This window comes from Reinekea sp. G2M2-21, from assembly GCF_015687175.1.
Classification (GTDB): domain Bacteria; phylum Pseudomonadota; class Gammaproteobacteria; order Pseudomonadales; family Natronospirillaceae; genus Reinekea.
Genome location: NZ_JADPQG010000001.1, coordinates 298,783 through 324,625 on the forward strand (window position 1 = coordinate 298,783; position 25,843 = coordinate 324,625).

Here is a 25,843-nt window from a genome sequence, read left to right on the forward strand (position 1 = left end):
CTGATGACCGCGACCAAACGCAGTAAGGGCGCCACGAAAAGAAGACAGCCGCTACCTGTTCGCAAATGGGCTGGTTACTTCGTTAAATTTGTTGGTGTTGCGGCAGGGATTATGGCGTTGTGGGTCGTAACTGTCTTAATAAGTGATGTGCAGTGGCGACCACTAGCGGTTACGCAATACGCCCTAACATCACCGCTGGTCTATCAGGAAGAAACTCAGTTAGATGACGTGTTGCAAGGCTATATGGGGAAAAGCTTGTTTTTTTTGGATTTGCTTGAATTGAATGCCCGTTTAGAGGCGTTACCCTGGGTTCGGCAAAGCAGTGTGTTAAAAACCTGGCCAGGAAAGTTGACTGTGACTCTTACAGAGCATGAACCCGTCGCATTCTGGAATGGAGAGGATGTTTTGAATAGTGAAGGTATACCTTTGTCCAGACCCATGGCGGAGCTGAAATTAGCGAGTTTGCAGGGGCCTGAAAATCAGTCGGCCTACGTAATGGAAAACTATCTCCAGTTCGCGAAAATATTTCGTGAACAGAATGTCATAGTCGAGAAGGTGGCCATGCGTTCACGAGGATCCTGGTCCATTACCTTACGGTCAGGTATTGAGATATTTTTAGGTGAAAAAGAAGTTTTAGAACGCAGTCGACGCGTTGTGAAGTTTATGAACAGTAATGTATTTGGTTTGGATAATATTAAGTACATCGACGCGAGATACCCAAATGGTGTCGCCGTGAAATTGCAAGATGAAAACTCATTAGAGGTGAAAAATGACATCGCCGCATAAAGGACAAATGCTCGTTGGTCTGGATATAGGCACTTCGAAAGTGGTGGCAATCGTGGGTACGGTGACGGCAGAAGGCGGTCTTGAGATTGTCGGTCTGGGGTCCCACCCTTCTCGTGGATTGAAAAAAGGCGTAGTAGTCAATATTGAATCCACAATACAGAGTATCCAGCGGGCCATTGAAGAGGCTGAATTGATGTCTGGCTGCGATATTCATTCTGTGTATGTCGGAATTGCGGGCAGTCATATCAGCAGTCTAAACAGTAACGGAATTGTGGCGATCAAAGAAAAGGAGGTGGTCGAAGCAGACTTGGAACGTGTGATCGATGCCGCTAAAGCTGTCGCAATTCCCGCGGATCAGGCCATTCTTCATGTACTACCGCAAGAGTACATCATCGACAGCCAGGAAGGTATCAAAGAGCCACTGGGTATGTGTGGTGTTCGACTAGAAGCAAAGGTTCACATTGTTGCTGGTGCTCAGAATGCGGTTCAAAACATTGATAAATGTGTACGCCGTTGTGGTTTGGAAGTCGATCAGATTATTTTAGAACAACTTGCGTCCGCGCAATCTGTGCTGACGGATGATGAAAAAGAGTTAGGCGTTTGCCTGGTTGATATTGGTGGTGGCACCACAGATATGGCGATATTTACTGAAGGGGCTATCCGTCATACGGCGGTTATTCCTATCGCCGGTGATCAGGTGACAAACGACATTGCGATGGCTTTTGCTACACCGACCGCTCACGCGGAAGAGATTAAAATCAAATATGCCTGCGCGCTGTCTCAACTGGCAGGTGAGCATGAAACTATTAAAGTGCCCAGCGTCGGCGATCGGTCTGCGCGCGAACTAACAAGGCAGGCGCTGGCAGAAGTTGTCGAGCCACGATATGAAGAGTTGTTCTCTTTGATTAAGGCTGAGCTACGTCGTAGTGGGTTTGAAGACATGATACCGGCCGGAGTCGTATTGACCGGAGGGACAGCCAAGATGGAAGGAGCTGTTGAGCTGGCTGAAGAGGTTTTCCATGTACCGGTTCGTTTGGCGTCGCCGATCGGCATATCTGGTTTGGCCGACGTGGTGAATAACCCCATACATGCCACAGGGGTTGGACTGCTGCAGTACGGATTAAAGCAATTAAAGAATGGCAAAAAATCAAAGACGCGTTCCAAACAATCGGGATGGCAGTCGTTTAAAAAGTGGATTACTGAGAATTTTTAAGATTTCAGGGTGTACCGGTCAGGCGGTACGAAAAACAATAGGAAGGAGTGGGACTATGTCTATTTATGAAACTGAAACTGGCGGGGGCGATATGTTTACACTAGTTGACGAGCAGCCGCAAAATGCGGTTATAAAAGTATTCGGTTGTGGCGGTGGTGGCGGTAATGCTGTTAAGCACATGCTGGATAGTCGGGTAGAGGGCGTCGAGTTTATCTGTGCAAACACAGATGCTCAGGCATTAAGAAGCATTAATGCAACGACCGCACTGCAATTGGGTAATGGTATAACCCGTGGTTTGGGTGCCGGGGCCAACCCGGAAATCGGTCGTCAATCTGCATTGGAAGATCGTGAGCAGATCGCCGAAATTCTAAAAGGCTCCGACATGGTGTTCATCACTGCAGGTATGGGTGGTGGCACCGGAACGGGAGCGGCGCCTGTTGTTGCGGAAATCGCCAAGGAGCTCGGAATTCTGACCGTTGCTGTAGTCACCAAACCGTTCCCGTTCGAAGGTCGACGTCGCATGAAGGTCGCAGTCGATGGTATGGAAGAGCTGCGTCAGCATGTTGACTCGCTGATCACAATACCGAATGAAAAGCTATTAAGCGTACTCGGTAAGAATGTAACGCTGATTGAAGCATTTGCCGAAGCGAATAACGTCCTGCTGAATGCGGTACAGGGCGTTGCGGATTTGATTGTACGGCCCGGTACTATTAACCTTGACTTCGCAGACGTGCGAACTGTTATGTCCGAAATGGGTATGGCGATGATGGGTAGCGGTCGTGCTTCTGGTGAGAATCGAGCTCAACGAGCCGCTGAGATGGCTATCCGGAGTCCTCTGCTTGAAGATGTTGACCTGCATGGTGCCCGGGGTATTTTGGTCAATGTGTCAGCGGGAGTCGATCTGGGATTGGATGAATTCACCGAAGTGGGTAATACCATTGAAGAGTTTGCTTCTGAGGATGCCACGGTCGTTGTAGGCACTGTTATTGATCCGGAGTTGGAAGATGAAATTCGTGTGACCGTTGTAGCAACGGGTATAGGTGAAGTTGCTAAGCAAACGGTAAATAAACCAAAAGTTGCGGTAGATAACACACGTCGGGCCGATGGTACTGTAGACTACAAGAAATTGGAGCGACCTGCCGTTAATCGGATGAAGGTTGAAACAACTCAAGCAGCAGATGAACAGCCTCCAAAGGCCGTGAAATCCGCTAAGGACTTGGATTATCTTGATATTCCGGCCTTCTTGAGACGACAAGCCGACTGATCTGGATCAGGCTGGCATCTTTTGTTCAGACGAACTGTTCTGCTAGAATAGGGAACTTGTGAGTCTTAATAGTGGTAATGAGTCACTGAATGGTTAATCAGAGAACCCTGAAAAATGCCATAAAAGCTACGGGTGTAGGTCTACACTCGGGCCAAAAGGTATATTTAACATTAAAACCTGCTCCTGTAGACACGGGTATTGTCTTCTATCGAACGGATTTACCGGACGATGTCGCCATAAAAGCCCATGCCCTGAACGTGGGTGATACTACCTTGTCTACGACTCTGGTTAACGGAGATGTCAGCATCGATACCGTGGAGCACTTGCTATCAGCTTGCGCTGGACTAGGTATCGATAATGCGTTTATTGAGGTCAGTGCTGCGGAAGTCCCGATTATGGACGGTAGCGCTGGTCCTTTTGTTTTCTTGTTACAGTCGGCAGGGATTGTAGAGCAGGAAAAAGCCAAGAAATTTATTCGAATTCTAAAGCCCATTTCCGTGAGAGATGGTGATAAAGAAGCCCGATTTGAGCCGTACGACGGCTTTAATATCAAGTTTACGATCGATTTTGACCACCCGGTTTTTCGCAGTAAAAGCCAGCAAACCGAATTTGAGTTTTCCACTTCGGGTTTTGTCAAGGAGGTTTCCAGAGCTAGAACGTTTGGGTTTATGCGTGATTTCGAGTATCTGCGAGCGAATAATCTGGCTCTCGGTGCCAGCGTGAATAATGCAATTGCCGTTGATGACTATCGGGTCTTAAATGAAGACGGCCTTCGATATGAAGATGAGTTTGTCAAACATAAGGTACTTGATGCTGTTGGCGACCTGTATTTGTTGGGTCACAGCCTGATTGGCCGCTTTATAGGGTACAAGTCGGGGCATGGGCTGAACAACATGTTGTTGCGAGAACTTCTTAAACACCCAGATGCCTGGGAATATGCTACTTTTGAAGAGAGTGAGGTGGAAAGCGTACCAATCGCTTATTCTCCGGTAATCGCAGTGGGTCAATAGTGGCATGAATATCATTATCGTCAGTCGAAAACACGGTCGATCTCGGATGGTATCCTCGTGGATGCTTGCGCCGTTGTTTGTGTTTCTTTTGGCGATTTTGACCGGAATCGGGTATTTCGGTTATCAATTTCTAACGCCACAAGAGCTGGTGGTGATAAATGAACAGGCCACCAATGAGTGGATCCATCGGGTAGAAAGTCAGTCCGAAGAAGTAGCTAAAGCTCGCGTATACACTGAAGAGCAAATTAATGCCTTACGAATAAGACTGGCGGAGCTGCAGGGGCGTTTAACACGTTTAGATGCCTTGGGTGAGCGGCTTGTAGATGTCGCCAATCTTGACGAAGGTGAGTTTGATTTTTCACTACCTCCTGCTGTTGGTGGTCCAGAATCCGATACTCTTGAGTACACTCCGCCAGATTTCATTTACGTTCTGGATGAGCTCGCTGCGCAAATTGACAATCGCGAACAGCAGCTGAAAGTGTTGAACTCGCTGCTTGGTGATCGAAAAATTCAGTCGGAAACTTTCGTAGCCGGTCGCCCTATTATAAAGGGCGGTTGGATGAGTTCACGCTATGGTTACCGAAATGACCCGTTTACCGGTAAGCTTGCATGGCATGATGGTGTCGATTTTGCCGCAAAAGACGGCTCCAGCATAGTCTCTGTTGCCTCTGGCGTCGTAACCTGGGCTGGACCGCGATATGGATATGGCGAATTAGTTGAAATTAATCATGGTAATGGCTACGTAACCCGATATGGACATTGTAAGGAAATTCTTGTTGAAGTCGGAGACGTGGTTAAAAAATCCGACATTATTGCTTTGATGGGTAGTACGGGCCGTTCAACTGGGCCGCACGTGCATTTTGAGGTCCTATTGAACGGCAAGTCTGTAGACCCAGCTAAGTACATTGATAGAACAGCCCGATTTAACTAATTCTTTGTATACATATCAAATTAGCGCTTTTAGTTAGCCCCAGACGCGTAAAATTCTTGATCTACGCTTTATTTTGAGACAATTTCAAAGACAACCCCCCTTGCGATCTGTATAGTTACCCCCAACTATAAATGCTTGAAATTACTACAGAATAAGCCGCTATGTTCACCACAATTGCCCGAAAAGTGATCGGTAGTAAGAACGATCGCGAAGTTAAGAAACTTAATAAAATTGTCATGAAAATCAACGCAATGGAAGAAGAGTACGTTGCGCTGACCGATGATGGTATTAAAGCTAAAACACAGGAATTTCGCGAACGTCATGCTCAAGGGGAATCGCTAGACTCGCTATTGCCCGAAGCGTTTGCTTTGGTCAGAGAGGCCAGTAAGCGTTCTATGGGTCTGCGACATTTCGATGTGCAGCTCATCGGTGGCATGGTGCTACATCAAGGTAAAGTGGCCGAGATGAAGACGGGTGAAGGTAAAACCTTGGTTGCGACGCTAGCGGTTTATTTAAACGCAATTCCAGGTACAGGCGTACATGTAATTACCGTTAACGATTACCTCGCCCGACGCGATTCCAGTTGGATGAAACCATTATACAACGCATTGGGTATGTCAGTTGGAGTTGTTGTTAGTCAGCAGGATCAAGCCGAAAAGCGCGAAGCGTATCGAGCGGATATCACTTACGGGACTAACAATGAATTTGGCTTCGACTACCTTCGGGATAATATGGCGTTTCGTCTCGAAGATAAGTTTCAGCGAGGTCACAGTTTCGCTGTTGTCGATGAAGTGGACTCCATTTTAATCGATGAAGCCAGAACCCCACTGATTATTTCCGGTGCCGCTGAAGATTCAAGTGCCCGGTATATCGAAATAAATAAGCTCATTCCGAGTTTAACGCGAGGCTATCCTGCCAATGAAGGTCAAGAAGCGATACCCGGCGATTTTGAAATAGATGAAAAACAGAAGAGTGTCGAGCTGACAGAACAAGGGCATGAAAAAGTCGAAACATTGTTGAATCAAGCAGGTTTATTACCAGAAGGTGAAAGCCTTTATGCACCTAGCAATTTAATACTGTTTCATCACATTATGGCTGGCGTTCGGGCTCATCACCTGTTCCAGAGAAATGTCGAATACATTATTCAGGACAATCAGGTGATTATCGTTGACGAGCATACAGGTCGAACGATGCCGGGCCGACGTTGGAGTGATGGTTTGCACCAGGCCGTAGAAGCAAAAGAAGGCTTGGATGTTCAGAAAGAGAACCAGACGTTGGCGTCGACGACTTTTCAGAACTATTTCCGTTTATACACTAAGCTGTCTGGCATGACAGGTACTGCAGATACAGAAGCGTTCGAGTTAAATGAAATTTACGGTTTGGATGTTGTCGTTATTCCGACAAACAAACCTGTTGCTCGTAAAGACGCTAATGATCTTGTTTATCTGAACGAAAACGATAAGTACAACGCAGTCATTGATGAGATAAAAAAGACCATTGAAGAAAAACGGCCGGTATTGGTAGGGACTGCTTCCGTTGAGGCTTCAGAGCGAATCTCTAAAGCGCTGGAAAAAGCAAAGATCAAGCATAATGTTTTGAACGCGAAACAGCACGCGAGTGAGGCCCAGATTATTGCTCAGGCTGGTATGCCTGGTGCAGTGACAATCGCAACAAATATGGCTGGTCGTGGTACCGATATCGTACTTGGCGGTAACTTAGAATCCGAAATCAATGCACTGGACAATCCAACAGATGCCCAGATTTTCGAAATAACGGAAGCGCAAAAAGCGAGGCAACAGGCCGTCAAGGATGCTGGTGGATTACATATTATCGGTACAGAACGACATGAATCTCGTCGTATCGATAACCAGTTAAGGGGCCGTGCTGGCCGTCAGGGTGATCCCGGTTCCTCGCGTTTCTTTCTTTCGCTCGACGACAATCTGATGCGTATCTTTATGCCACCGAGCATGAAAAATATGTTTAGTCGTTTGGGCATGGACGAAGGTGAACCGATCGAAGCTAAGATGGTGTCAAACGCGATTGAGAAAGCGCAGCGCAAAGTAGAGAACCGAAATTTCGATATCCGTAAACAATTGCTTGAGTATGATGATGTTGCAAATGATCAAAGGACGGTTATCTATCGTCAGCGCGATGATCTTATGGCAGCAGAGAGTATTGAAGACATTATTCACAATATTCGAACGGACGTTGTTAATACTGTTATCGATCATCACATTGCGCCGCAAAGCCTGCATGAACAATGGGATATTAACGGTTTGATGAAGGAGCTCGAAGTCGAGTTCGGTGCGCAGATAAATGTGCAACAATGGCTGGACGAAGATGATCATCTTAATGAAGAAGCAATCCGCGAACGTATTTTAGAAACGTTGGTCGATATTTATAAATCTAAGGAAAACGTTGTCGGGTCAGAAAATTTCCGTCAGTTCGAAAAGCAAGTTATGTTACAGGTTCTGGATCAATATTGGAAAGAGCATTTGTACAATATGGATCACTTGCGGCAGGGTATTCATTTGCGTGGTTATGCTCAAAAGAATCCTAAGCAGGAATACAAGCGTGAGTCTTTTGAACTGTTTCAGAATCTGCTGAGTGAAGTGAAATATCAGACTGTTAAGTATCTATCCATGGTGCAAGTACGATCACCTGAAGAAGCGCAGGAGGAAGCTAGACGCCGACAAGAGGCGGCTGCGGCACGCATGAAGTTCGAGCATGCTCAAGCATCGGCGCTCGCTGAAGGTTCAGATGAGCCGTCCGATAACAAAGCCGCACCGATACGAGCAGGTCAGAAGGTCGGTCGAAATGAACCTTGCCCTTGTGGTTCGGGCAAGAAGTATAAGCAGTGTCATGGTAAGTTGAATTAAGAGGATATTCGCTATGGCTGTCGGACTAGGTATGACCGATGAATTGCTTCCCATTGCAGGGCTGACCGCTGGTGTCGCTTGCGCTGGCATTAAGCATAGTGGGCGCAGAGATCTTGTTATCTTTGAAATTTCGCCAGGTTCTACTGTTGGCGCGGTGTTTACGAAAAATGCCTTTTGTGCCGCTCCAGTTGAGGTGAGCAAACGGCATTTGGCAGCATCAGAAGCCATTCGTTTTCTCATCATTAATACTGGAAACGCAAACGCCGGTACGGGTCGCCAGGGTCTGGATGATGCAGTTGAAACTTGTAATCGTTTAGCGGCAATTAAGTCGGTTGAGCCGGAACAGGTACTGCCTTTTTCTACAGGTGTTATCGGTGAATATCTGCCAATGACCGCGCTGGTTAATGGTATTCCGAATGCTTTAGCTACATTGGCTGGAGACAATTGGCTGGATGCGGCTCAAGGTATTATGACAACCGACACCCGTGCCAAGGGTGCGTCACAACAGTTCGAATATTCAGATGAAACGATTACCGTAACCGGTATCGCCAAAGGGTCGGGCATGATAAAGCCTAACATGGCGACCATGTTGGCATTTGTAGCGACTGATGCGAGAGTGTCAGCGGCTTTAATTCAAAAGATAACCGAACAGGCTGTTAATGCCTCATTTAATCGAATCACTGTCGATAGCGATACGTCAACTAACGACTCCTGTGTCTTAATAGCAACAGGACGCTCGAATGCGCCCGTTGTTGATTCTGAAGAACACCCGCTTTTCAGATATCTGCTGAAAACGGTCAAAGAAGTTATGTTGAGTTTGGCTCATCAGATTATTCGTGATGGTGAAGGGGCGTCCAAGTTTATCGAAGTTAAGGTCGAATCGGCTGCAACCGTGACCGAAGCGCTTAATGTAGCCTACTCGGTGGCCGATAGTCCGTTATTTAAAACCGCTATGTCCGCTTCTGATGCGAACTGGGGTCGAATTTTGATGGCGGTAGGAAAAGCTGATGTCGATGCTTTGGATGTTAGCAAAGTCCATGTCTTCCTTGGTGATGTTTGTATCGTCGAAAATGGGCAGCGGGCATCGGCCTATACAGAGGTTCAAGGGGCTGCAGTTGTAGAGCGAGATGAAATCAAAGTAACGATCCAGTTGAATCGAGGCGAGGTTTCTGAGTCCGTTTGGACGTCTGATCTGTCACACGAATACGTTCGCATTAATGCGGAATACCGTTCTTAATTAAATCATTGAAAATAGCGGTCTATTCAAGGCCGCTATTCTTTAGAATTTCTGAAAGATCATCCGAAAACATTTCTTCCTTTGCAGATTTACCACTTATTCGGTGACTTTCACTGGCCCATTCGCCGAGATCAATCATCTTGCAGCGCTCGCTGCAAAAGGGTCTGTATGGGTTCTCCGTCGAATAAATGGTTTGCTTTTTACAGGTTGGGCAAGCATAGGTGGTCATGTGAAATCCTCCGTGGCGGCCAGAAGTCTGAGTATTTGATCAAGTCTCATGACTTGCATCTTGGCATTGTTATAGTCGCCTGAATTATCGATAACGTAATCTGCTTTTTCCAGTTTTGCTGATCGTGGTAGTTGGGCGTCTACTATGGTTTGAATGGTACTGGCATCTGCGTTGTCTCTCTGTGTAGCGCGTTGGATCTGCAAGTCGACTGGCACATCAACCAGAACAGTTTTGGCGCAGTACGCCTCCAAGTGATTTTCAAACAACAGTGGGGCTTCGAGGATCGAGTAGATTGATTTGGACTCATCAAGCTCGGTTAGCATTTGCTTGCGGATGATAGGGTGCAACAGGTTTTCAAGCCAGGTTTTGTCGTCATGATTGTCAAAGATCAACTGCCGTAATTGGGGGCGGTTCAGACTTTGATCTTCCTTAATTACTTGGCTTCCGAAGTGTTGTTTAATAGATTTCAGAGCGTCAGTCCCAGGTGAAACGACATCCCGGGCAACCTGATCAGCGTCGACTACCGTTATCCCCAATTCTGCAAAAAAACGCGCCACTGTTGACTTGCCACAACCAATACCGCCCGTTAAGCCCACAATCACAGCATGGTTCCTAAGTACCAACTCATGATTTGCTGCCCCCAGAATAAATAGACGACAGCAGCGCCACACAAGTACGGACCAAAGGGAATGGGAACTTGTTTATCCCTGCCAAGGGCGATGATCAATACGATTCCAACGACTGCGCCTACCAGTGAGGAGAGTAAGATAATCAACGGCAACGCTTGCCAGCCAAACCAGGCACCAAAAGCCGCAAAAAGTTTAAAATCGCCATGACCCATGCCTTCTTTACCGGTAAGGAGCTTAAACAACCAATATATACTCCACAAACTCAGATACCCAGCTACAGCGCCAATGATAGCGATGTTCAGGTCAGTAAATGTGGTATTTAAATTGAGCAGAAGGCCGGCCCACAGTAAAGGCAAAACGATGCTGTCTGGCAACAGTTGAGTGTCAAAATCAATCATCGTGAGTGATATGAGACACCAGATAAAGACAATGAGCGCAAAAGTCGCTACACCCCAGCCGAAATGCCATGCAATTGCTGCTGACAGCAAGCCGGTAGACAATTCGATGATTGGATAGCGGACTGATATCTTGTTTTTGCAACGAGAGCACTTACCGCGTAACGCCAACCAGCTGATGACTGGGATATTTTCCCAAGCGCGTATCTTATGTCCGCAATGTGGGCAGGTTGAGTCTGGTTTGATTAGGTTAAATGGTTCTTTTTGCGAAAGTTCTTTATAAGTCTTCTCATCTTCCTGAAACTCAGCGATTTCAAGCTCCCAACTGCGTTTCATCATGACCGGTACCCGGTAAATGACGACATTAAGAAAGCTACCGACCAAGAGGCTGAAAATAAAAACGGTCGCTACGAAAGCGACCGTGTTTTGAGCTAGATAATCGAAATACATTAAATAACTGAACCCATTTGGAAAATTGGAAGGTACATGGAAACAATAAGACCACCAACGACGACACCTAAAATGGCCATAATAAGTGGCTCCATCATAGAAGTAAGCCCATCTACAAGTGCGTCTACCTCTTCTTCATAGATTTCAGCAGCCTTGCCGAGCATATCATCGAGCGCTCCCGATTGCTCGCCAATGGAAACCATTTGAATGAGCATAGCTGGGAATACTTCGGTAGCTTTCATTGAGCCCGCTAGTTCACCACCAGATTCCACTTCATTTCTCACTTTAAGAATGGCTTCCTCATAAACAATGTTTCCAGATGCCCCAGCAGCAGACTCTAGCGCTTGAACAAGTGGAACACCAGCGGCAAATGTCGTTGATAAGGTTCGGGCGTATCTGGCCATGGCGGATTGGTAGAGGATAGGGCCAAACACAGGGAACTTAACTGATAACCGCTGAAATCCATGTTTAAAGGCTTTTGACCTTTGCATGGCTTGCTGAAAGCTTATGCCAATAGCCACTGCAATAGCACCCCATATTATTCCGTTTGCTTGTAAAGCGTTTGACATATTCATAACGACTTGAGTTGGAACGGGCAAGTCGGCCCCAAAGCTTTCAAACATACTGGCGAAGGTAGGAACTACCTTTACTAGGAGGATTACCGTGACAATTGCTGCCACCGACAATACCGTAATGGGGTATTTCATTGCGGACTTGACTTTTTTCTTCACGCTTTCGGATTTTTCTTTGTATATGGCCACTCGGTCTAGCATGGTTTCTAAAGCACCAGCTTGTTCGCCGGCTTCAATCAAAGAGCAGTATAGCTCATCAAAGTATTTTGGGTTTTCTTTGAGTGCGCCGCCGAAGCTACCACCATTGGAAACGGTATTTTTAAGCGAAAGTACAACCTCAGCCATTTTTTTGTTTTCCAACCCTTCAGCAACAATTTCAAAAGAACGCATTAAGGGCACACCTGCTTTCATCATTGTTGCCATCTGACGGGTAAATACGGAAATATCCTCAGATTTGATTTTTCCGCCACTGCCAAATAATGAGATGTCAGCACGTTTCTTTTGTAATTTTTTAACGCTTACTACACCTTGCTTGCGCAATTCCGCTTTAATCAGCGCAGGGTTAGCACCGGAAATCTCCCCTTTGCGGGTTTTTCCCGATCTGTCTTTCCCCTCGTAGGTGAATACTGACGCTTTTGCTGTGCTAGCTGCCATATTGGTGCCTTTATTCAGTAGTTACTCGATTTATTTCTTCAAGACTCGTGACGCCGGAGGCTGCTTTGACTAAGCCTGATTTCCGTAAGCTGTTGAAGCCTTGCTTTTCAAATTCTTTGTTTAAGTCTATCGCATTACCTTCTTCCATAATAATCTTAGATATAGGGGGGGTAATGCGAACTACTTCATAAATACCCACTCGACCTTTGTAACCTTTATTGCAGCTATCGCAACCCACAGGGCTAAAAATGGTTGCCTTGGCAGCCAGTTCAGGCGAGAAACCCTCCTTTTCCAGTACATCTTTAGGAATGTCCGCTGGTTTTTTACACTTGCTGCAAAGCCTTCTTGCAAGCCGTTGGGCAATAATGAGGTTTATTGTGGTGGCTAGGTTAAACGAAGGTACGCCCATGTTCATCATACGTGTTAGAGTTTCTGCAGCACTATTGGTGTGTAATGTGGACATCACCATATGGCCTGTTTGAGCTGCCTTGATGGCGATTGAGGCGGTCTCTAAGTCTCGAATTTCGCCAACCATTATGATGTCAGGGTCTTGGCGAAGAAAAGACCGTAATGCAGCAGCAAAGTCCAAACCGACCTTATTATTTACGTTGACCTGGTTAATACCTTCCAAGTTGATTTCCACTGGGTCTTCAGCAGTTGAAATGTTAATACCTTCCCGGTTTAAAATATTTAAACCGGTATAAAGCGATACTGTTTTCCCAGAGCCAGTTGGGCCGGTCACCAAGATCATGCCTTGTGGTTTTTCCAGACAATCGAGGTATAGTTCTTTTTGTATTTCTTCATAACCTAGCGCGTCGATCCCCATCTTCGCAGATGAAGGGTCCAGAATTCGCATCACTATTTTCTCGCCAAACAATGTGGGCAATGTATTGACACGGAAGTCGATGGCTTTGGTTTTAGAAATCTTTAACTTAATCCGGCCATCCTGCGGGACCCGACGTTCAGAAATGTCTAAATTTGACATGACTTTTAAGCGAGCTGCCATTTTTGGACCCAGACCAATAGGTGGCTTTGCGGCCGTTTGTAGCACACCATCAATACGAAAGCGAACTCGATAAGACTTCTCATAAGGCTCAAAATGGAGATCCGACGCCCCCTTCTTTATCGCTGTTAATAGCATTTGGTTGATAAAGCGCACAACCGGGGCGTCATCTGTCCCATCACCAACGCCGCCGTCGTCGTCTTGCTTTTTAGTGTCGACAACGTCGAGGTCGTCCAACCCTTCTTCATCAAAATTATCAAAGGCATCACTTGCATCGTCAGTAGCCCGTTCTATAGCAGTCTGTAATTTTGCCTCATCTACCAGTACTGCCTCAATACTCAAGCCCGTGTGGAATTTGATTTCATCAATGGCAACCAGGTTTGTTGGGTCGGATACTGCGATAAATAATCTTGTACCGCGCTTGACGAGGGGGATAGCATGGTGCGCCACGATAAGGTTGTTCGCAACCAGCTCGCGGGGGTAAACTTCAAAATCGTAAGCGTCTAAATCGAACAATGGGGAGCCGAACTCGTCAGCGGCAACTGTTGCAATTTTGGCTGAATTTACCAAGTCATTCTCTACTAAATAGGGTACAAGGCCTTTTTTTTCTTTAGCTGCTTCTTTGCTCGCATTAATAGCCTCTTCCTCGGAAATGGCGCCTTCACTTACTAAACGTCGCGCTAGCCCACCTAAAGACATGGTCATTTGGCTGAATCCTTTAATGACAAGATGTTGTGTCAGTATAGCTTACGGTAACCGTGCGTTAAGTGGAATGTTGGACTGTTCTTTTTTAATTCAATGAAGACTTGGGTTTCTTTGTTTAGGGTCGGTGGTGACCATTTTTGTCAGTTTTGATCGTTTTTGATAAGCATCTATTCTTCATTTCCTGATAAGTATGCCTTTGATAAGTATTGGAAATGCCATTTTGGATGATTGGCACAGTCTCTGCATCTGCTAATACTAGGTGTGCCCACATTGGGTGAGGCAGACAATATGTTAACCACTGGAGTCGTAAACATGAAAAAGCAACAAGGTTTTACACTTATTGAATTAATGATCGTCGTTGCGATCATCGGTATTCTCGCAGCAATCGCTATTCCGCAGTATCAAGACTATATTGCCCGTACTCAAGTCAATCGAGTTGTAGGTGAGTTATCTGCACTGAAGACCGCAGTTGAGGAAAATGTAATGCGCGGTAACTTAGGCGCTAACACATTTGACCCTGATGACCTAGGTTTTGTCACAAGCAACTTGATCAATAGTACTTTAGGTGTTGCTGGTGAAGGTGGTTTGACCATCGCTGGTGGCGCGGCCGCTGACCAATTTGCGGCAGGCGGTTATGGTACAATCTCAGTTACAATAAGTTCAGGTGCTGGTGGTGGCCAAGCAGCAGCAGCTGTAAACGGTGTGGTAGTAACATTAGAGCGCGAGCAGACTGGTCTTTGGGGTTGTTACATCACTGATGATGTGGCGCTTGCAAACGGTTCCTGGAAAGATTCATATATTCCTACCGGCTGTGTTTTGGAAGATGGTACCCATCCATTAACTAATACTTTAGGTGATACAGCGGGAATCTAAGCCGAGTTACGGAAAGTATAGGATGCTTGTATCTTGGGTATTGCAGCTCCATTTTTCTGAACTTTGATTTGATGTTAAGCGATCCTGAGTAAGGATCGCTTTTTTGTGGCGATCTATAAATTACGTTCCCTGCTTTAAGAACAAAAATCATACTGGTGAAAATAGAAGTTGCCGATTAATCAGTTAGCTACTTCTTGCATTCGCACATATATCGAGAAATAGACGGGTAGATCCATTAGAAGCCAAGATCAGGATCGGATTACGAGCAGCCATATCTTCTCATGTGGAATAAGTAAATTTTCCAGCAGCCCTAAAAGCTTTCCATAGGATCTATTATTATGGATGCATTTCGCGGCTAATTTTGTCAAAGAAAATTATTGAATTGTTCTCGAAAGTTTGTTTGCTTTTGAGGCTAGTACAAAAACTTGATTGTTCATACTTTGATTTTGGTGGTTGTTGGTTCAAGGTTGTATTGTTAATGTGGAAACTGAGCATTAATGGCTGTGTGTGCATTTCACGAGCTTCCTTCGAGTGTTCTGAATCAGAAATTCATTAATAAAAGATAGTATTATGTTGGCTATAGCCCTTTCCTTTATAGAGCTCAACATGGCTGGTCGTCCACTCGCTGAATTGTTATTAAATGAAGATGAAATTGCCCAGTCATGGGCCTGGACTCGTCGCCGCATCGATGATAGGGAGATTGAAGACATTATTACTCGCACTTTGGAAAGTAAACCAATTGTGCCATTCATTGAAGTACCCGAAAGATAGCCGCTGAGGTTGGCGTTTCTCAAAAAGTGTGTGGCGAGTTTGGAAAGCCTTTGGATTGCATCCGCATCGACAAGAAACCTTCAAGCTATCAACAGGTCCTCTATTTGTCGAGAAGACTAGATATTGTCGGTCTGTGCATGAATCCGCCTATGAGCGTTAAGGTGCTCTGCGTAGATGAAGAAAGCCAAATCAAGCTCTAGATAGGTCTCAGCCCATCTTAGCGATAATGCCCGGGGTTCCATAGCGTGCCACCTATGATCATTTGCGACATGGAACTATAGTATTGTTTGCCGCACTGGTTATTGCGACAGGCAAAATCATCGGGGAGTGCATCGCCGGCATCGAAGCGAAGACTTTTTTATAGTTACTGTGAACGGTAGACAAAAATACTCTGAAGCCCCTAGATGTGCATCTTGTCATTGACATTTACGGAACGCATATATCTCAAAAATTATGCGATGGTTTGCAGTTCATTCGCGATTTTAAGTTAACTTTACACCGACCTCAGTTTCCTGGCTGAATCAAGTTGAGAGATGGTTCACTATATTATCTGAGGAGTAAATAAAGAGGGGTACGCTACGATCTACAGAGGCTTTGGATCAAGCCATTAGAGAATTATTGACTCTTAATAATGAGTCGCCAATGCCTTACTTCTGGCCCAGAAAGGTCGATGATATCCTCCAGAGTATCAGTAGGTTTTGGCTGAGAATTTCTGACTCAGATTGCTAGGTTCAGTTTCAATTAATCGTTAATAGAGTCAAACGCCTACTGAAGCCTCATAGCATCAAATTGAGTTCAGATTGTCTCTGGACATGTTCTTAATAAATTTCATGTTGAAGCTTTGGCTTGATGTCCTTAGCATTTTAAGTTGGTGCTGCTGTTGGCGAAAGGGATGCACCATGCCCTGTTAATGCTTGAGTTCTTAAGTTGGAGTGAATCAAGGATCCTTAAAGTCCATGCAAGTCTAGTGTGATATGTGATACGCGCAATTGATTACTGGAACGAGTCTTTGAAGGCTAGTAATAAAGATCTTCAGCCACCGATTGCATTTGGGCTATAGGTTGATTCAGCCGTTCAGAACGTTTAAAAATAGATTAATTATTGATTTAACCTCAGGCTCAAATCCAGAGCTTGCACATGCTTGGTTAGCTTACCAACCGAAACATAATCTGGGTGGTCGCTGATCAGCTCGCCGATTTGCTCCAAATCTAAATTGCCGGATGATTCAAGTTTAATCCGCTGGGCGCTCAGTTTAATCGCTTCAGTGGTGCTGGGGCGGTTGAAATTGTCGAGCATGATGACGTCAACGGGCAGATTCAGTGCCTCTTGCAATTGATCGAGGCTCTCCACTTCTACTTCAATTCTTTTATCAGGTGCTATCTCTTTGGCTTTGGCGACGGCATTCGCGATACCGCCGCAGCCAGCAATGTGGTTTTCCTTTATCAGGAACATATCATACAGGCCCAAGCGATGATTTTGGCACCCGCCCACATAGGTGGCGTACTTTTGTGCCAGGCGCAAGCAGGGGATGGTCTTACGCGTATCGAGCACCACGATGTCTTTGCCGTCAACGGCCTTCGCGTATTGATTGGCAATGGTGGCCGTACCGCTAAGGGTTTGCAGGAAATTCAGACCGATTCGTTCGGCCGTTAATATAGCCCGGGTATTACCGGTGATATCCACTAGCCGATCATTCGCTTCCAGTTTATCGCCGTCCTGTTTTTTCCAGTCCAGTGTTATGGTTGGGTCTATCTGACGGAACACTTCTTCAAACCATTCTCGACCCGCCATCACACCGGGTTCTCGGGTGATCACATAAGCGCTTGCCGTTTGCTCGGCGGGTATCAATTGAGCAGTGATGTCACCTGTGCCGACATCTTCCTCTATGGCAAATCGTACCGTGCGCACAAGATGATCACGTAGGGTTTTGGCATAGGGAACGTCAGCAATGAACATGAGCAGGGACCTGATAAGTATCTGATTAATAGAGTGTTTTGCGGCGACTGAGAGCTTCGCACCTTTGGCAGCAAGTTTAACCCGACTTCAGCGGATATGCGATAAGCCTTCGACATAATGTCGCTTATAGTGAATATTCGGGGAAATGAAGGATCTACCTGCAAAAATCTGCTTTTTCGATCATACTGTCAGACAGTGTTATGTTAGAAGCAAAGCGTACCGCATGACCTGCAAAGATGCTGGACACAGCTTAACCCGATAAGGACCTGTTATGAATTTTCTGGCTGTAATAATCGCGTTTATTGTCTCCGTCAGCCTGTCTGGGCATGGTGAACCGGTTACCCGTTGGGCAATGACTTGGCAACAGTTTGTGGCAAAGCGCAATTGGGGATCCAAAGCGTTCGTGACTGTTTACGCCTTCTTGCCTGCGCTGTTGCTCTTAGTTCTGGTTTGGTGGATCGACAATGTGTTTTTTAGTCTGGTTATGTCGCTGGCATTACTTTTGTTAGCTTTCAAATCCGGTGATCAGCCCGAGAGTCTGGCAGACTACAAACGCAAGCTGGAAAGCGGCGATGAACAGGGGGCTTGGCAGCTGGCGGTTGATGAGCTTGGTTTGGAAGGGCAGATGTATGAGCCGGGTGATGAGGGTATCGATGAAGGGGTGCAAGCAGGTATCGCCTATTTGTATCTTGAGCGTTTTTTCGTCACCGTGTTTTGGTTTATGGCCTTCGGTGCACCAGGGGTTATGTTGGTTTGGCTGATGAGTACCATCATTCAGAATGACCAAGCCGACGCATTCTGCCATCGGGTTAAGCAGGCCTTGTATTGGATACCGGTGCGACTGATGGCTATTACGCTGGCATTAATGGGTAATTTCGCGCAGTGTTTTCAGGTGTGGCTGGAACAAGCCAAAGATTTTGATCGGAATGACCGGGCCTTACTCATTACCTGCCTGAAATCAGCGCTGGGTGATGTCAATGAAGATGAGTTATTAGAAGAGACGCTGGCATTGATTAAACGGTCACAATTGGCCTGGCTGGTTGGTATGGGACTGTTGTTAATATTTGGGTTCTGACAAGGCAGTCTGAGCTGCGCAGTTTACCCTTTATAGGCATTTCTTATGGCTTTAATAGTTTTGCAAAGTCTTGATAAATGAAACAATGTCGCCATTCTATGCATACAAAAAATTTGAAGGTACTTGATCATGAATGAAAAGCATCTGCCACTGGTTATTCTGGGTTCCGGTCCTGCTGGGTATACAGCGGCTATCTACGCGGCTCGCGCCAATTTAAAGCCGGTTGTGATTACCGGTATGCAGATGGGCGGACAGCTCACGACAACGACCGAAGTCGAGAATTGGCCGGGCGGACATGCGGAGTTGCAAGGGCCTGAACTGATGGAGCAGATGAAGGCGCATGCCGAGCGGTTCGATACTGAAATCATTTTCGACCATATCCATACTACTGATTTATCAAAACGACCGTTCAAGCTGATTGGTGATCAGGCGACTTATACCTGTGATGCGCTGATTATCGCTACAGGCGCCAGTGCTCGATACTTGGGCCTAGACAGCGAAGAAGCGTTTAAAGGTAAGGGTGTTTCTGCCTGTGCCACTTGCGATGGCTTTTTTTATCGTAATAAAGAAGTTTGTGTTGTTGGGGGTGGTAATACTGCGGTAGAAGAAGCGCTGTATCTGGCCAATATTGCCAGCAAAGTCCATGTGATTCACCGTCGCGACAGCTTCCGTTCTGAAAAAATCTTGTCCGATCGATTAATGGCGAAAGCCGCAGAGGGCAAGGTTGAGTTGCACTGGAATTCCACTTTGGATGAGGTCCTGGGTGATGATATGGGTGTCACCGGTGTGCGCATACGTTCCACAAAAGATGACTCAACAAAAGACATTGACCTGCATGGTTGTTTTATCGCCATTGGGCATTCGCCTAATACTGGCATTTTCGAAGGCCAGTTGGACATGGAAGGTGGTTATATCAAGGTGAAGTCGGGGCTGGAAGGTAACGCCACTGCAACCAGTGTTGAGGGTGTTTTCGCAGCGGGTGACGTGATGGACCATCACTATCGTCAGGCCATCACCTCAGCCGGAACAGGTTGTATGGCTGCGTTGGATGCTGAAAAGTTTCTCGATAACCAATAATGTGTTGAATCACTGAAACTGAAAAAGGGAGCCTTGTGCTCCCTTTTTTTGTTGGTATTGGTCGTTTAGGCTACTTCGGTAAGTTGACGTTCACTTCCAGAATCGAACAATTGCCATCGTCATTTAGGTCAATCTGCAGTTGATCCTGATCGATCTGCACGTATTTTCGAATCACATCCAAGATGTCCCGTTGCAGCGCAGGCAGATATTCTGGCGCATTTCGCGCTCGTCGTTCATGAGCCACGATGACCTTTAAACGCTCTTTGGCGATACTGGCTGATTTTGGTTCTTTGTCTTTACCGAAGATGTCAAAAATAGACAAATTAACCTCCAAATACGCGTTTTAGTAAGCCCTTTTTCTGAACTTCCAGGAACCTGTGTGGAAGCTCTTCACCCAAAAGTCGCCCCACTGTGTCTTTGTACGCCTGGCCTGCGTCGCTTTTTTCATCCAGGATCACAGGGTTGCCACTGTTTGACGCGTTTAACACAGCCTGACTTTCCGGGATGACACCCAGTAATGGTACCGCGAGTATGTCTTCAATGTCGGCAATGCTGAGCATCTCTCCGCGATCAACGCGAACTGGGTCAAATCGCGTAATCAGCAGGTGTTCTTTAACCGGTGCCTGATTATTTTCTGCTCGGTAACTCTTGCTCTGTAGAATACCCAGAATGCGGTCACTGTCTCTGACCGATGACACTTCCGGGTTGGTGACCACAATAGCACTGTCAGCAAAATAAAGAGCCATTTGTGCGCCATGTTCAATGCCCGCAGGGGAGTCGCAGATGATGTATTCAAAATCAGCACTGAGTTGATCCAGGATGTTTTTAACGCCCTCTTTGGTCAGGGCATCTTTATCCCGGGTTTGCGATGCAGGCAAAATGTAGAGGTTTTCACAACGTTTGTCTTTGATCAGTGCTTGATTCAATACGGCGTCACCTTGGATGACATTGACAAAATCGAAGACCACACGGCGTTCGCAATTCATGATGATGTCCAGATTGCGCAGGCCTATATCGAAATCAATCACCACTGTTTTGTGGCCCGCCATTGCCAAGCCCATGCTGACAGCTGCGCTGGTCGTGGTTTTACCGACGCCGCCTTTTCCAGAAGTTACAACAATGATTGTTGCCAAGGGGTTTTCCTTTCAATAGGTAAGATAAATAGGGTTAGACTAAATCATGCGAAACAGGCGATCAATACACATTTAATTTCTTACGCCAGGTAATCAATGACAAGCGAGTCCTGGTCGAGCCGACAACGAGCAGGACCTGAACCTGCGGGGAAGTCCTCCTGCACAACATAGGTGCCTGCAATTGCAATAAGCTCTGCAAGCATTTGTTGGCACACGACCTCTACATTAGGCTGGCCACAAGCTCCGGCAATAGCCCTTCCACGAAGGGCGCCAAATACATGAATGTTGCCGTCCGCCACCACTTCGGCGCCAGCACTGACCTGGTTCATAATCAGTAGGTTGGCATTTTTGGCGTAAATTTGTTGGCCAGAACGTACCGGGGTAGTGATTACCATCGTGTCTTCAATGGGCGCGAGTTTTTCTTTTTTGGGTTGACCGGCTTTTAGGTCTAACCAAGCTAAGTTCACGGCGGCTGCGCAGTCCAAGTGGATTTTCTTCTCGCCAGTCAGTGCGAAAGGGATTAACTGATGTTTACGGCAAATATCGAGTAGTCTTGAGAGTGTGTCAATCTCAATAGCTTCATTAAACGCAGACACATCCAGCACACAGGGGGCTTGTTTAAATAATGCCGGGGCTTTATTGATTGTTAAAGACAACTGATGACCAAACGTGTCAGGATCTGTTGTTGTGACCGGCAATTGATGACTAGCAACCAGTCGACCACGTAGTTTCAAGCCTTGTTCTTGACGTATCGCCTGATTCATCTATGCGTTTCCATAAACTTATCCAGCGAGGCTTCACGTGATTTTTGCCGTTCAAGCGCTGCAAAAATGCTGGGTTCCGATACCCGACTTTCGCAATCTGTGAATGGGCACCGTTCGCAGGTTTCATTAACATCAGACTCTTGAACATCCGGATCGTTCCAGAAAGCGCATTTCTGTTTAAACGTATCATCAATCAAGAATCCGAGGGTCATTCCGGTATTGGTATTTTCGCCAAGCGACTTGCTGCGCACCACGGCGATATTAAAAAAAGTTTTGCCGCGTTCTACAAAGGTGCTGCGCTGCGCTGATACTTTGACTTCGTTGGGTTCGTGATGTTCTTTCGCTAACTGCTTCAGGCCCGCAGTGGCGGCCCAACGACGACACTGATGCTCGCCTGGACCAATAGAACGGGGTATGAACACGTTAGTTAAATTCAGTTCTTTGGTGATGTGGTAGCTGTCTTGGTCGAGCTTGTGATTCAGGCGCATGTAATGCATCTTGGCAACACCAAAATGGCTCGGCATCACCTGTGACATCCGGTACAAGAACATTTCCGGAGTAGAGTCGTATTTATGCATAAGTTTATTCAGTGCATCACCGTCGAAGGTGTCATTCTTTAACCAGGACTCCAAATCTTTGGCGATTTCGTTTTCCGGAATCAACAATGCACCGGCAAAATAAGACGCTTTGAAGTTGTTGAAAATCTGATCGAATGTTTCGACTTTAATCCAAGTCGAAGTTACGGCTCGTTCTTTTAGTTTTAGGATTCGGTATCCCAATTCCCGAGCTAAGATGAATTTCTTTTGCTGAGGCAGCAGACGGGAGTTTATCCAGATCTGTTTTGGCGTCGGGCAAATCGATCGAAGTGGCGTCAAATCCGGGTAGTCATTGAAATCGTCGTAGACAATGTTGCATTGAAACTCATCACGAAGAATCGATTCGAGCCAGCTTTGACTGATGCCGCTGCTGATTTGAATACGGTTTTGGTTGCGGAAATCATTGGCTGCGGCTTCAAATTCCTCAAAATAATTCAGATGCATTTTCTGATAGGAACGCAGAGAGGCGAGCAAGAAATGCTCGACGTTCATATCGTAACCGCGACTGATTTCAAGCAGTGTTCTAACAAAAGCGCCAGCTTTGCTTGGTGAGTCATTAACCAGGTCAAAAACATCACCCAGGCCAATGCCAAACTGCTGTAATGGAAAATCCTTAAGAACGGGCGAATTAAGCAGTGCGGATAAAGGATTTAACTCATCGTCCAGTTGTAGAGAAACCAATTCATCAAACGTTCGGTTCAGTGCATAAGCCAGTTGGACGATCTTTTCTGGTTTTGGGTATTTCTTCCCTTTCTCAATTTCACTGAGGTACGACACCGAAAGTTGGGTTTTTTCCGATAATTGTTTTAAGGAATATCCGGCAGCTTGTCGAAATTGCTTAATCTTGATGCCTAAAATGAAGCGAAGGCTTTCACTGTTTATTTCCATCGTGTTCTCAAATTCGCCAGTAGCGAAAAGGATTTTAGAGGCTGAGAGCCCCTAACTCAATGTCTTATCGGAAAGGTGTTGTCGAAATATCGGTTTTGGTTAAAAAGTAAGCGAATATTCGCTTTTTAGGCTATGTTTATAGCGGTACATCGAAATGCGGGCAGCAAGTTGGCTATCGTCTTGTTTGCTGGCAATTCCGTCTTGGTTTGATACCATTGAGCTCCCTTAGTTCAAGGGGCACCAGCAAGGCAGTCGGTGTTTTGTATTTTCAAGGATTAGACTTTATGGATAAGGTAAACCGTTCCCGGCGTATTCATTTTTTAATGCAATATGTACCGGAAGAGCTTGAACCGGAAATCGGTGTTTATTTTGGTGAACACGTTATTCGGATCAATAGTCAATTATGTCTGGTCGTGAATATGGCTGGTGAGGTCGGCATTCGCGCGCTTCATCCAGCACTGGCGTCTGAGTTATCCGGGTTGTGCCAGGGTCGTCACTGGGTTGCGCATGGTCGTGTTTATGAACAATGGTTTTTATTACCGGAGTCCTTACCGCTAAACGACAAGCGGGTAAAAACTTGGATTGCAAAAGCCGCGGACGAAGTCCACCGCTTGTCAATGATCAGCGCTATCCCCAATAAGCAACTGAAAGCCAACTAACGTAGAGTGCTACAAACAAACAGGCAGGCAGGTCGATTCAACCAAGTAGCTGCCTGAGACGTAGGCTGAGCAACGCAAGTAACGCACCGTTACACAACAATCTGCTAAATCGATTGAAATGAGCTATTTTCATTATGAATGGCTTGGAGGTCCGTCTATGTTGTTCTGGATATGTCTGCTGTATTTCCGTTGGGTCAATTTTTGGCGTTTACCTGAAACCGAACATACACGGCGGGTTCAGACACTTGCGCATGCAAAAAGAGTCCACGTAGTCCGTTACGTGTGGCTTATTGCTGTTTTATTGCTGGCGGGAATTGGTCAATTAGCGGTTCTGATTTTCGGGCTTACGCTGCTGACATTTGTTTCACTGATGTTTTTGGATGAGACCTAGGTAGACTCATTGTAACTCTTTCCGTGAATGAACCGGTGTCTTTGGGATAAGATGAATCCTACAGGTGGCTAAGGATAACCCACGTAGGTTGATTGATCGGCAAAAGAGGTGAGTGGAGTTCTTCTTCCAAAGATTGTCATGGTATTTCTTCGATACTCAAGTGCTTTCTTGGTTTGCCGGAAAGTTATGTATCCATCAATGAATACCGATTCTGATTTCTTTTCTCAGGGGCAGCTCTTCTTAGTGGTTGGAGTGTGAGAATGACGGAGACAGTTAAAGCAGCGTAAAGGCGACGGAGGCCAGTGTCAGCAGCACCGTGACCGCAATTGCGTTGGGTTTCGCCCATAAATGCAATATCTGCCAAAACGCTCGTAGCAGGCTTGAAAACAAAAGTGCAATGGATAGACCTATTCCTACCTCTGACAAGCTCAGTGATCCCTCCCAAATGTGGCTCAACGTGCCGATAACCAGTATCTGACTCGCGATCAGATAAATTGGCCAGCGGCGTAAGCTGTGCAGTTGACTGGCCAGTAGATTCGAAATAAACGCGGTGATAAAGGCAAAATACAGGAGCCCAATGAAATGCTGATATTGCTCAGTAATTCCCAACCAGTGTTCGGTGATTAGTCCTATGAGCCCTAAGCTTAAGAAGGCCCCTGTGGCGACTATTACAAAGCGAAACCGAAAATGAGCGGCACACCACAGCATCAACGTGGCAAAAATCAGCGTCATAAAAGCCACGTCACTGAGGTTTCGCAACGCAACCCAGAGCGGATTGATCCATTCACTTTGCCAGGTAACCGACCATTCTAAAAACTGCTGATCTTGTACATTCGGGGGAAACAGCAGTAATAAAATCAGTGTTATGGCGCTCAGTGCAGTCACAGTGAGTGATGTAAACGGCCATCGATCCGCTTGGTGGCGTGTTATCCACCCTTTCAGATGCCAGCGCTCGGGGTGTGCATGATGGTAAATCGCCAGTGCACTGGCGCATAAAGATACGGCCGTCAGTACGTAGATCGTCAATTCGCGCGTGCTTAACGGTTGCAGTTGCCAAAGTTCAGAAAGTTCACCGGTAAAGTACCCAGGCAATAAGTAAGCGGGCGCCCAAAATAAAACGGTAAACAGATTCAAGGGTACAAATAGTTTCGATGGCATGCCCAAGGTGCCGGCAACAACAGGGATGACCGGACGCAATGGACCAAGGAAACGGCCGATTATCACACTGAGCCATCCCCAACGTTTAATGAACCATTCTCCTTGTTCCAACCAGGATTGATGGTGTTTAAACCAGCGCCAATGGGTGATTTTTCCCTGCAGTCTATGGCCAATAAGAAAGCTGAGCAGGTCACCGGCGGAAGCGCCGACAGCACCAAAGGCCATTAGTGTCACCGGGTGGATGCCGATATTGTTGGCGATGGCGGCCAGTGAAAACAGCAAAACGACGCCCGGTACCAAAATGCCCAGCAGCGCAAATGACTCCAAAAATGAAACCAGCAATATCGCTGACAACACAAGGTAGGGTGATTCGCTTAGCCAGGCCATGAAGACTCCTTAAAGAGCGCGCCAATATAAGCATTTTTAATCATATTGCCAGAGTTTGCCGGTTGAATTTAAAAAGCCTGTAAACGCAAAGGTCCATTTCGTAGTGCTTGCAGCGCAACCAAGGTATAATCGCCCGCTGCATGCACAGCTTAGTAGAT

General features: G+C 46.3%; 23 protein-coding genes. 12 read left to right on the forward strand and 11 right to left on the reverse strand.

The window, feature by feature from the left end:
• Positions 1-3 precede the first annotated feature (3 nt).
• From IYN85_RS01295 to argJ, 7 genes are all read left to right on the forward strand, one after another.
• Positions 4-786: a cell division protein FtsQ/DivIB gene (locus tag IYN85_RS01295; RefSeq protein ID WP_196157050.1), complete on the forward strand. Its 783-nt coding sequence runs from the start codon at positions 4-6 to the stop codon at positions 784-786.
• Positions 770-1,999, forward strand: coding sequence for a cell division protein FtsA (gene ftsA, locus IYN85_RS01300; RefSeq protein ID WP_196157051.1), 1,230 nt, complete (start codon positions 770-772; stop codon positions 1,997-1,999). Before IYN85_RS01295 ends, ftsA begins: the two co-directional genes overlap by 17 nt.
• A 91-nt stretch (positions 2,000-2,090) precedes the next feature.
• A complete protein-coding gene (ftsZ, locus tag IYN85_RS01305; protein ID WP_196158448.1) occupies positions 2,091-3,263 on the forward strand; it encodes a cell division protein FtsZ in 1,173 nt (390 codons plus the stop codon).
• Between the two features lie 89 nt (positions 3,264-3,352).
• Entirely contained in the window at positions 3,353-4,273 is a 921-nt protein-coding gene (lpxC, locus tag IYN85_RS01310; RefSeq protein WP_196157052.1) for a UDP-3-O-acyl-N-acetylglucosamine deacetylase, read from the forward strand.
• Positions 4,274-4,277: 4 nt separating this feature from the next.
• On the forward strand, positions 4,278-5,204 hold the full coding sequence (locus tag IYN85_RS01315; protein ID WP_196157053.1) for a M23 family metallopeptidase: 927 nt from the start codon (positions 4,278-4,280) through the stop codon (positions 5,202-5,204).
• Between the two features lie 161 nt (positions 5,205-5,365).
• Positions 5,366-8,083, forward strand: coding sequence for a preprotein translocase subunit SecA (gene secA / locus IYN85_RS01320; RefSeq protein ID WP_196157054.1), 2,718 nt, complete (start codon positions 5,366-5,368; stop codon positions 8,081-8,083).
• Between the two features lie 13 nt (positions 8,084-8,096).
• Positions 8,097-9,320: a bifunctional glutamate N-acetyltransferase/amino-acid acetyltransferase ArgJ gene (gene argJ, locus IYN85_RS01325; protein WP_196157055.1), complete on the forward strand. Its 1,224-nt coding sequence runs from the start codon at positions 8,097-8,099 to the stop codon at positions 9,318-9,320.
• A 22-nt stretch (positions 9,321-9,342) separates the two neighbouring features.
• Here the strand turns inward: argJ and yacG are convergent, their stop codons facing one another.
• From yacG to pilB, 5 genes are read right to left on the reverse strand one after another with little or no spacing between them, the layout of a single operon-like run.
• A complete protein-coding gene (gene yacG, locus IYN85_RS01330; RefSeq protein ID WP_196157056.1) occupies positions 9,343-9,549 on the reverse strand; it encodes a DNA gyrase inhibitor YacG in 207 nt (68 codons plus the stop codon).
• A complete protein-coding gene (coaE, locus tag IYN85_RS01335; RefSeq protein ID WP_196157057.1) occupies positions 9,546-10,151 on the reverse strand; it encodes a dephospho-CoA kinase in 606 nt (201 codons plus the stop codon). Before coaE ends, yacG begins: the two co-directional genes overlap by 4 nt.
• Positions 10,148-11,023 (reverse strand): A24 family peptidase, encoded by an 876-nt coding sequence (locus IYN85_RS01340; protein ID WP_196157058.1) that lies wholly within the window; start codon positions 11,021-11,023, stop codon positions 10,148-10,150. Before IYN85_RS01340 ends, coaE begins: the two co-directional genes overlap by 4 nt.
• Positions 11,023-12,249: a type II secretion system F family protein gene (locus tag IYN85_RS01345; RefSeq protein WP_196157059.1), complete on the reverse strand. Its 1,227-nt coding sequence runs from the start codon at positions 12,247-12,249 to the stop codon at positions 11,023-11,025. Before IYN85_RS01345 ends, IYN85_RS01340 begins: the two co-directional genes overlap by 1 nt.
• A gap of 10 nt (positions 12,250-12,259) precedes the next feature.
• Positions 12,260-13,951: a type IV-A pilus assembly ATPase PilB gene (pilB, locus tag IYN85_RS01350; protein ID WP_196158449.1), complete on the reverse strand. Its 1,692-nt coding sequence runs from the start codon at positions 13,949-13,951 to the stop codon at positions 12,260-12,262.
• A gap of 318 nt (positions 13,952-14,269) precedes the next feature.
• On the opposite strand from pilB, the gene IYN85_RS01355 reads away from it, so the two are divergent.
• Both IYN85_RS01355 and IYN85_RS25735 read left to right on the forward strand, forming a co-directional pair.
• A complete protein-coding gene (locus IYN85_RS01355) occupies positions 14,270-14,830 on the forward strand; it encodes a pilin (protein WP_196157060.1) in 561 nt (186 codons plus the stop codon).
• Between the two features lie 570 nt (positions 14,831-15,400).
• Positions 15,401-15,601, forward strand: coding sequence for a hypothetical protein (locus tag IYN85_RS25735; RefSeq protein WP_230390420.1), 201 nt, complete (start codon positions 15,401-15,403; stop codon positions 15,599-15,601).
• A 1,098-nt stretch (positions 15,602-16,699) separates the two neighbouring features.
• Here the strand turns inward: IYN85_RS25735 and nadC are convergent.
• Positions 16,700-17,557: a carboxylating nicotinate-nucleotide diphosphorylase gene (nadC, locus tag IYN85_RS01365; RefSeq protein WP_196157061.1), complete on the reverse strand. Its 858-nt coding sequence runs from the start codon at positions 17,555-17,557 to the stop codon at positions 16,700-16,702.
• 271 nt (positions 17,558-17,828) lie between these two features.
• On the opposite strand from nadC, the gene ampE reads away from it, so the two are divergent.
• Positions 17,829-18,632, forward strand: a complete 804-nt coding sequence (gene ampE / locus IYN85_RS01370) for a regulatory signaling modulator protein AmpE (protein WP_196157062.1) — start codon at positions 17,829-17,831, stop codon at positions 18,630-18,632.
• 129 nt (positions 18,633-18,761) lie between these two features.
• Entirely contained in the window at positions 18,762-19,709 is a 948-nt protein-coding gene (trxB, locus tag IYN85_RS01375) for a thioredoxin-disulfide reductase (RefSeq protein ID WP_230390422.1), read from the forward strand.
• A 70-nt stretch (positions 19,710-19,779) separates the two neighbouring features.
• Here the strand turns inward: trxB and minE are convergent, their stop codons facing one another.
• The 4 genes from minE to IYN85_RS01395 form a co-directional block, all read right to left on the reverse strand.
• Positions 19,780-20,031 (reverse strand): cell division topological specificity factor MinE, encoded by a 252-nt coding sequence (gene minE, locus IYN85_RS01380; protein ID WP_196157063.1) that lies wholly within the window; start codon positions 20,029-20,031, stop codon positions 19,780-19,782.
• A 1-nt stretch (position 20,032) separates the two neighbouring features.
• Positions 20,033-20,842: a septum site-determining protein MinD gene (gene minD, locus IYN85_RS01385; RefSeq protein ID WP_196157064.1), complete on the reverse strand. Its 810-nt coding sequence runs from the start codon at positions 20,840-20,842 to the stop codon at positions 20,033-20,035.
• 80 nt (positions 20,843-20,922) lie between these two features.
• Positions 20,923-21,606, reverse strand: a complete 684-nt coding sequence (gene minC / locus IYN85_RS01390) for a septum site-determining protein MinC (RefSeq protein WP_196157065.1) — start codon at positions 21,604-21,606, stop codon at positions 20,923-20,925.
• Complete coding sequence (locus tag IYN85_RS01395) at positions 21,603-23,090, reverse strand: helix-turn-helix domain-containing protein (protein ID WP_196157066.1); 1,488 nt, start codon at positions 23,088-23,090, stop codon at positions 21,603-21,605. The genes minC and IYN85_RS01395 overlap by 4 nt, the downstream gene beginning before the upstream one ends.
• Before the next feature lie 284 nt (positions 23,091-23,374).
• On the opposite strand from IYN85_RS01395, the gene IYN85_RS01400 reads away from it, so the two are divergent.
• Positions 23,375-23,749 carry a hypothetical protein gene (locus IYN85_RS01400; RefSeq protein ID WP_196157067.1) on the forward strand — a complete coding sequence of 125 codons (375 nt, stop codon included), beginning with the start codon at positions 23,375-23,377 and terminating at the stop codon, positions 23,747-23,749.
• Between the two features lie 664 nt (positions 23,750-24,413).
• Here the strand turns inward: IYN85_RS01400 and IYN85_RS01405 are convergent.
• Positions 24,414-25,685 (reverse strand): DedA family protein, encoded by a 1,272-nt coding sequence (locus IYN85_RS01405; protein ID WP_196157068.1) that lies wholly within the window; start codon positions 25,683-25,685, stop codon positions 24,414-24,416.
• Positions 25,686-25,843 lie beyond the last annotated feature (158 nt).

Bases quoted from the DNA above. Each gene is read 5' to 3' on its own strand.
- IYN85_RS25735 (WP_230390420.1), top strand. From the start codon at position 15,401: ATGTTGGCTATAGCCCTTTCCTTTATAGAGCTCAACATGGCTGGTCGT.
- IYN85_RS01405 (WP_196157068.1), bottom strand. From the start codon at position 25,685: ATGGCCTGGCTAAGCGAATCACCCTACCTTGTGTTGTCAGCGATATTG.
- IYN85_RS01395 (WP_196157066.1), bottom strand. From the start codon at position 23,090: ATGGAAATAAACAGTGAAAGCCTTCGCTTCATTTTAGGCATCAAGATT.
- IYN85_RS01400 (WP_196157067.1), top strand. From the start codon at position 23,375: ATGGATAAGGTAAACCGTTCCCGGCGTATTCATTTTTTAATGCAATAT.
- ftsZ (WP_196158448.1), top strand. From the start codon at position 2,091: ATGTTTACACTAGTTGACGAGCAGCCGCAAAATGCGGTTATAAAAGTA.
- argJ (WP_196157055.1), top strand. From the start codon at position 8,097: ATGGCTGTCGGACTAGGTATGACCGATGAATTGCTTCCCATTGCAGGG.
- minC (WP_196157065.1), bottom strand. From the start codon at position 21,606: ATGAATCAGGCGATACGTCAAGAACAAGGCTTGAAACTACGTGGTCGA.
- IYN85_RS01315 (WP_196157053.1), top strand. From the start codon at position 4,278: ATGAATATCATTATCGTCAGTCGAAAACACGGTCGATCTCGGATGGTA.
- IYN85_RS01345 (WP_196157059.1), bottom strand. From the start codon at position 12,249: ATGGCAGCTAGCACAGCAAAAGCGTCAGTATTCACCTACGAGGGGAAA.
- IYN85_RS01340 (WP_196157058.1), bottom strand. From the start codon at position 11,023: ATGTATTTCGATTATCTAGCTCAAAACACGGTCGCTTTCGTAGCGACC.
- nadC (WP_196157061.1), bottom strand. From the start codon at position 17,557: ATGTTCATTGCTGACGTTCCCTATGCCAAAACCCTACGTGATCATCTT.
- ftsA (WP_196157051.1), top strand. From the start codon at position 770: ATGACATCGCCGCATAAAGGACAAATGCTCGTTGGTCTGGATATAGGC.
- IYN85_RS01295 (WP_196157050.1), top strand. From the start codon at position 4: ATGACCGCGACCAAACGCAGTAAGGGCGCCACGAAAAGAAGACAGCCG.
- ampE (WP_196157062.1), top strand. From the start codon at position 17,829: ATGAATTTTCTGGCTGTAATAATCGCGTTTATTGTCTCCGTCAGCCTG.
- trxB (WP_230390422.1), top strand. From the start codon at position 18,762: ATGAATGAAAAGCATCTGCCACTGGTTATTCTGGGTTCCGGTCCTGCT.
- pilB (WP_196158449.1), bottom strand. From the start codon at position 13,951: ATGTCTTTAGGTGGGCTAGCGCGACGTTTAGTAAGTGAAGGCGCCATT.
- lpxC (WP_196157052.1), top strand. From the start codon at position 3,353: ATGGTTAATCAGAGAACCCTGAAAAATGCCATAAAAGCTACGGGTGTA.
- IYN85_RS01355 (WP_196157060.1), top strand. From the start codon at position 14,270: ATGAAAAAGCAACAAGGTTTTACACTTATTGAATTAATGATCGTCGTT.
- secA (WP_196157054.1), top strand. From the start codon at position 5,366: ATGTTCACCACAATTGCCCGAAAAGTGATCGGTAGTAAGAACGATCGC.
- yacG (WP_196157056.1), bottom strand. From the start codon at position 9,549: ATGACCACCTATGCTTGCCCAACCTGTAAAAAGCAAACCATTTATTCG.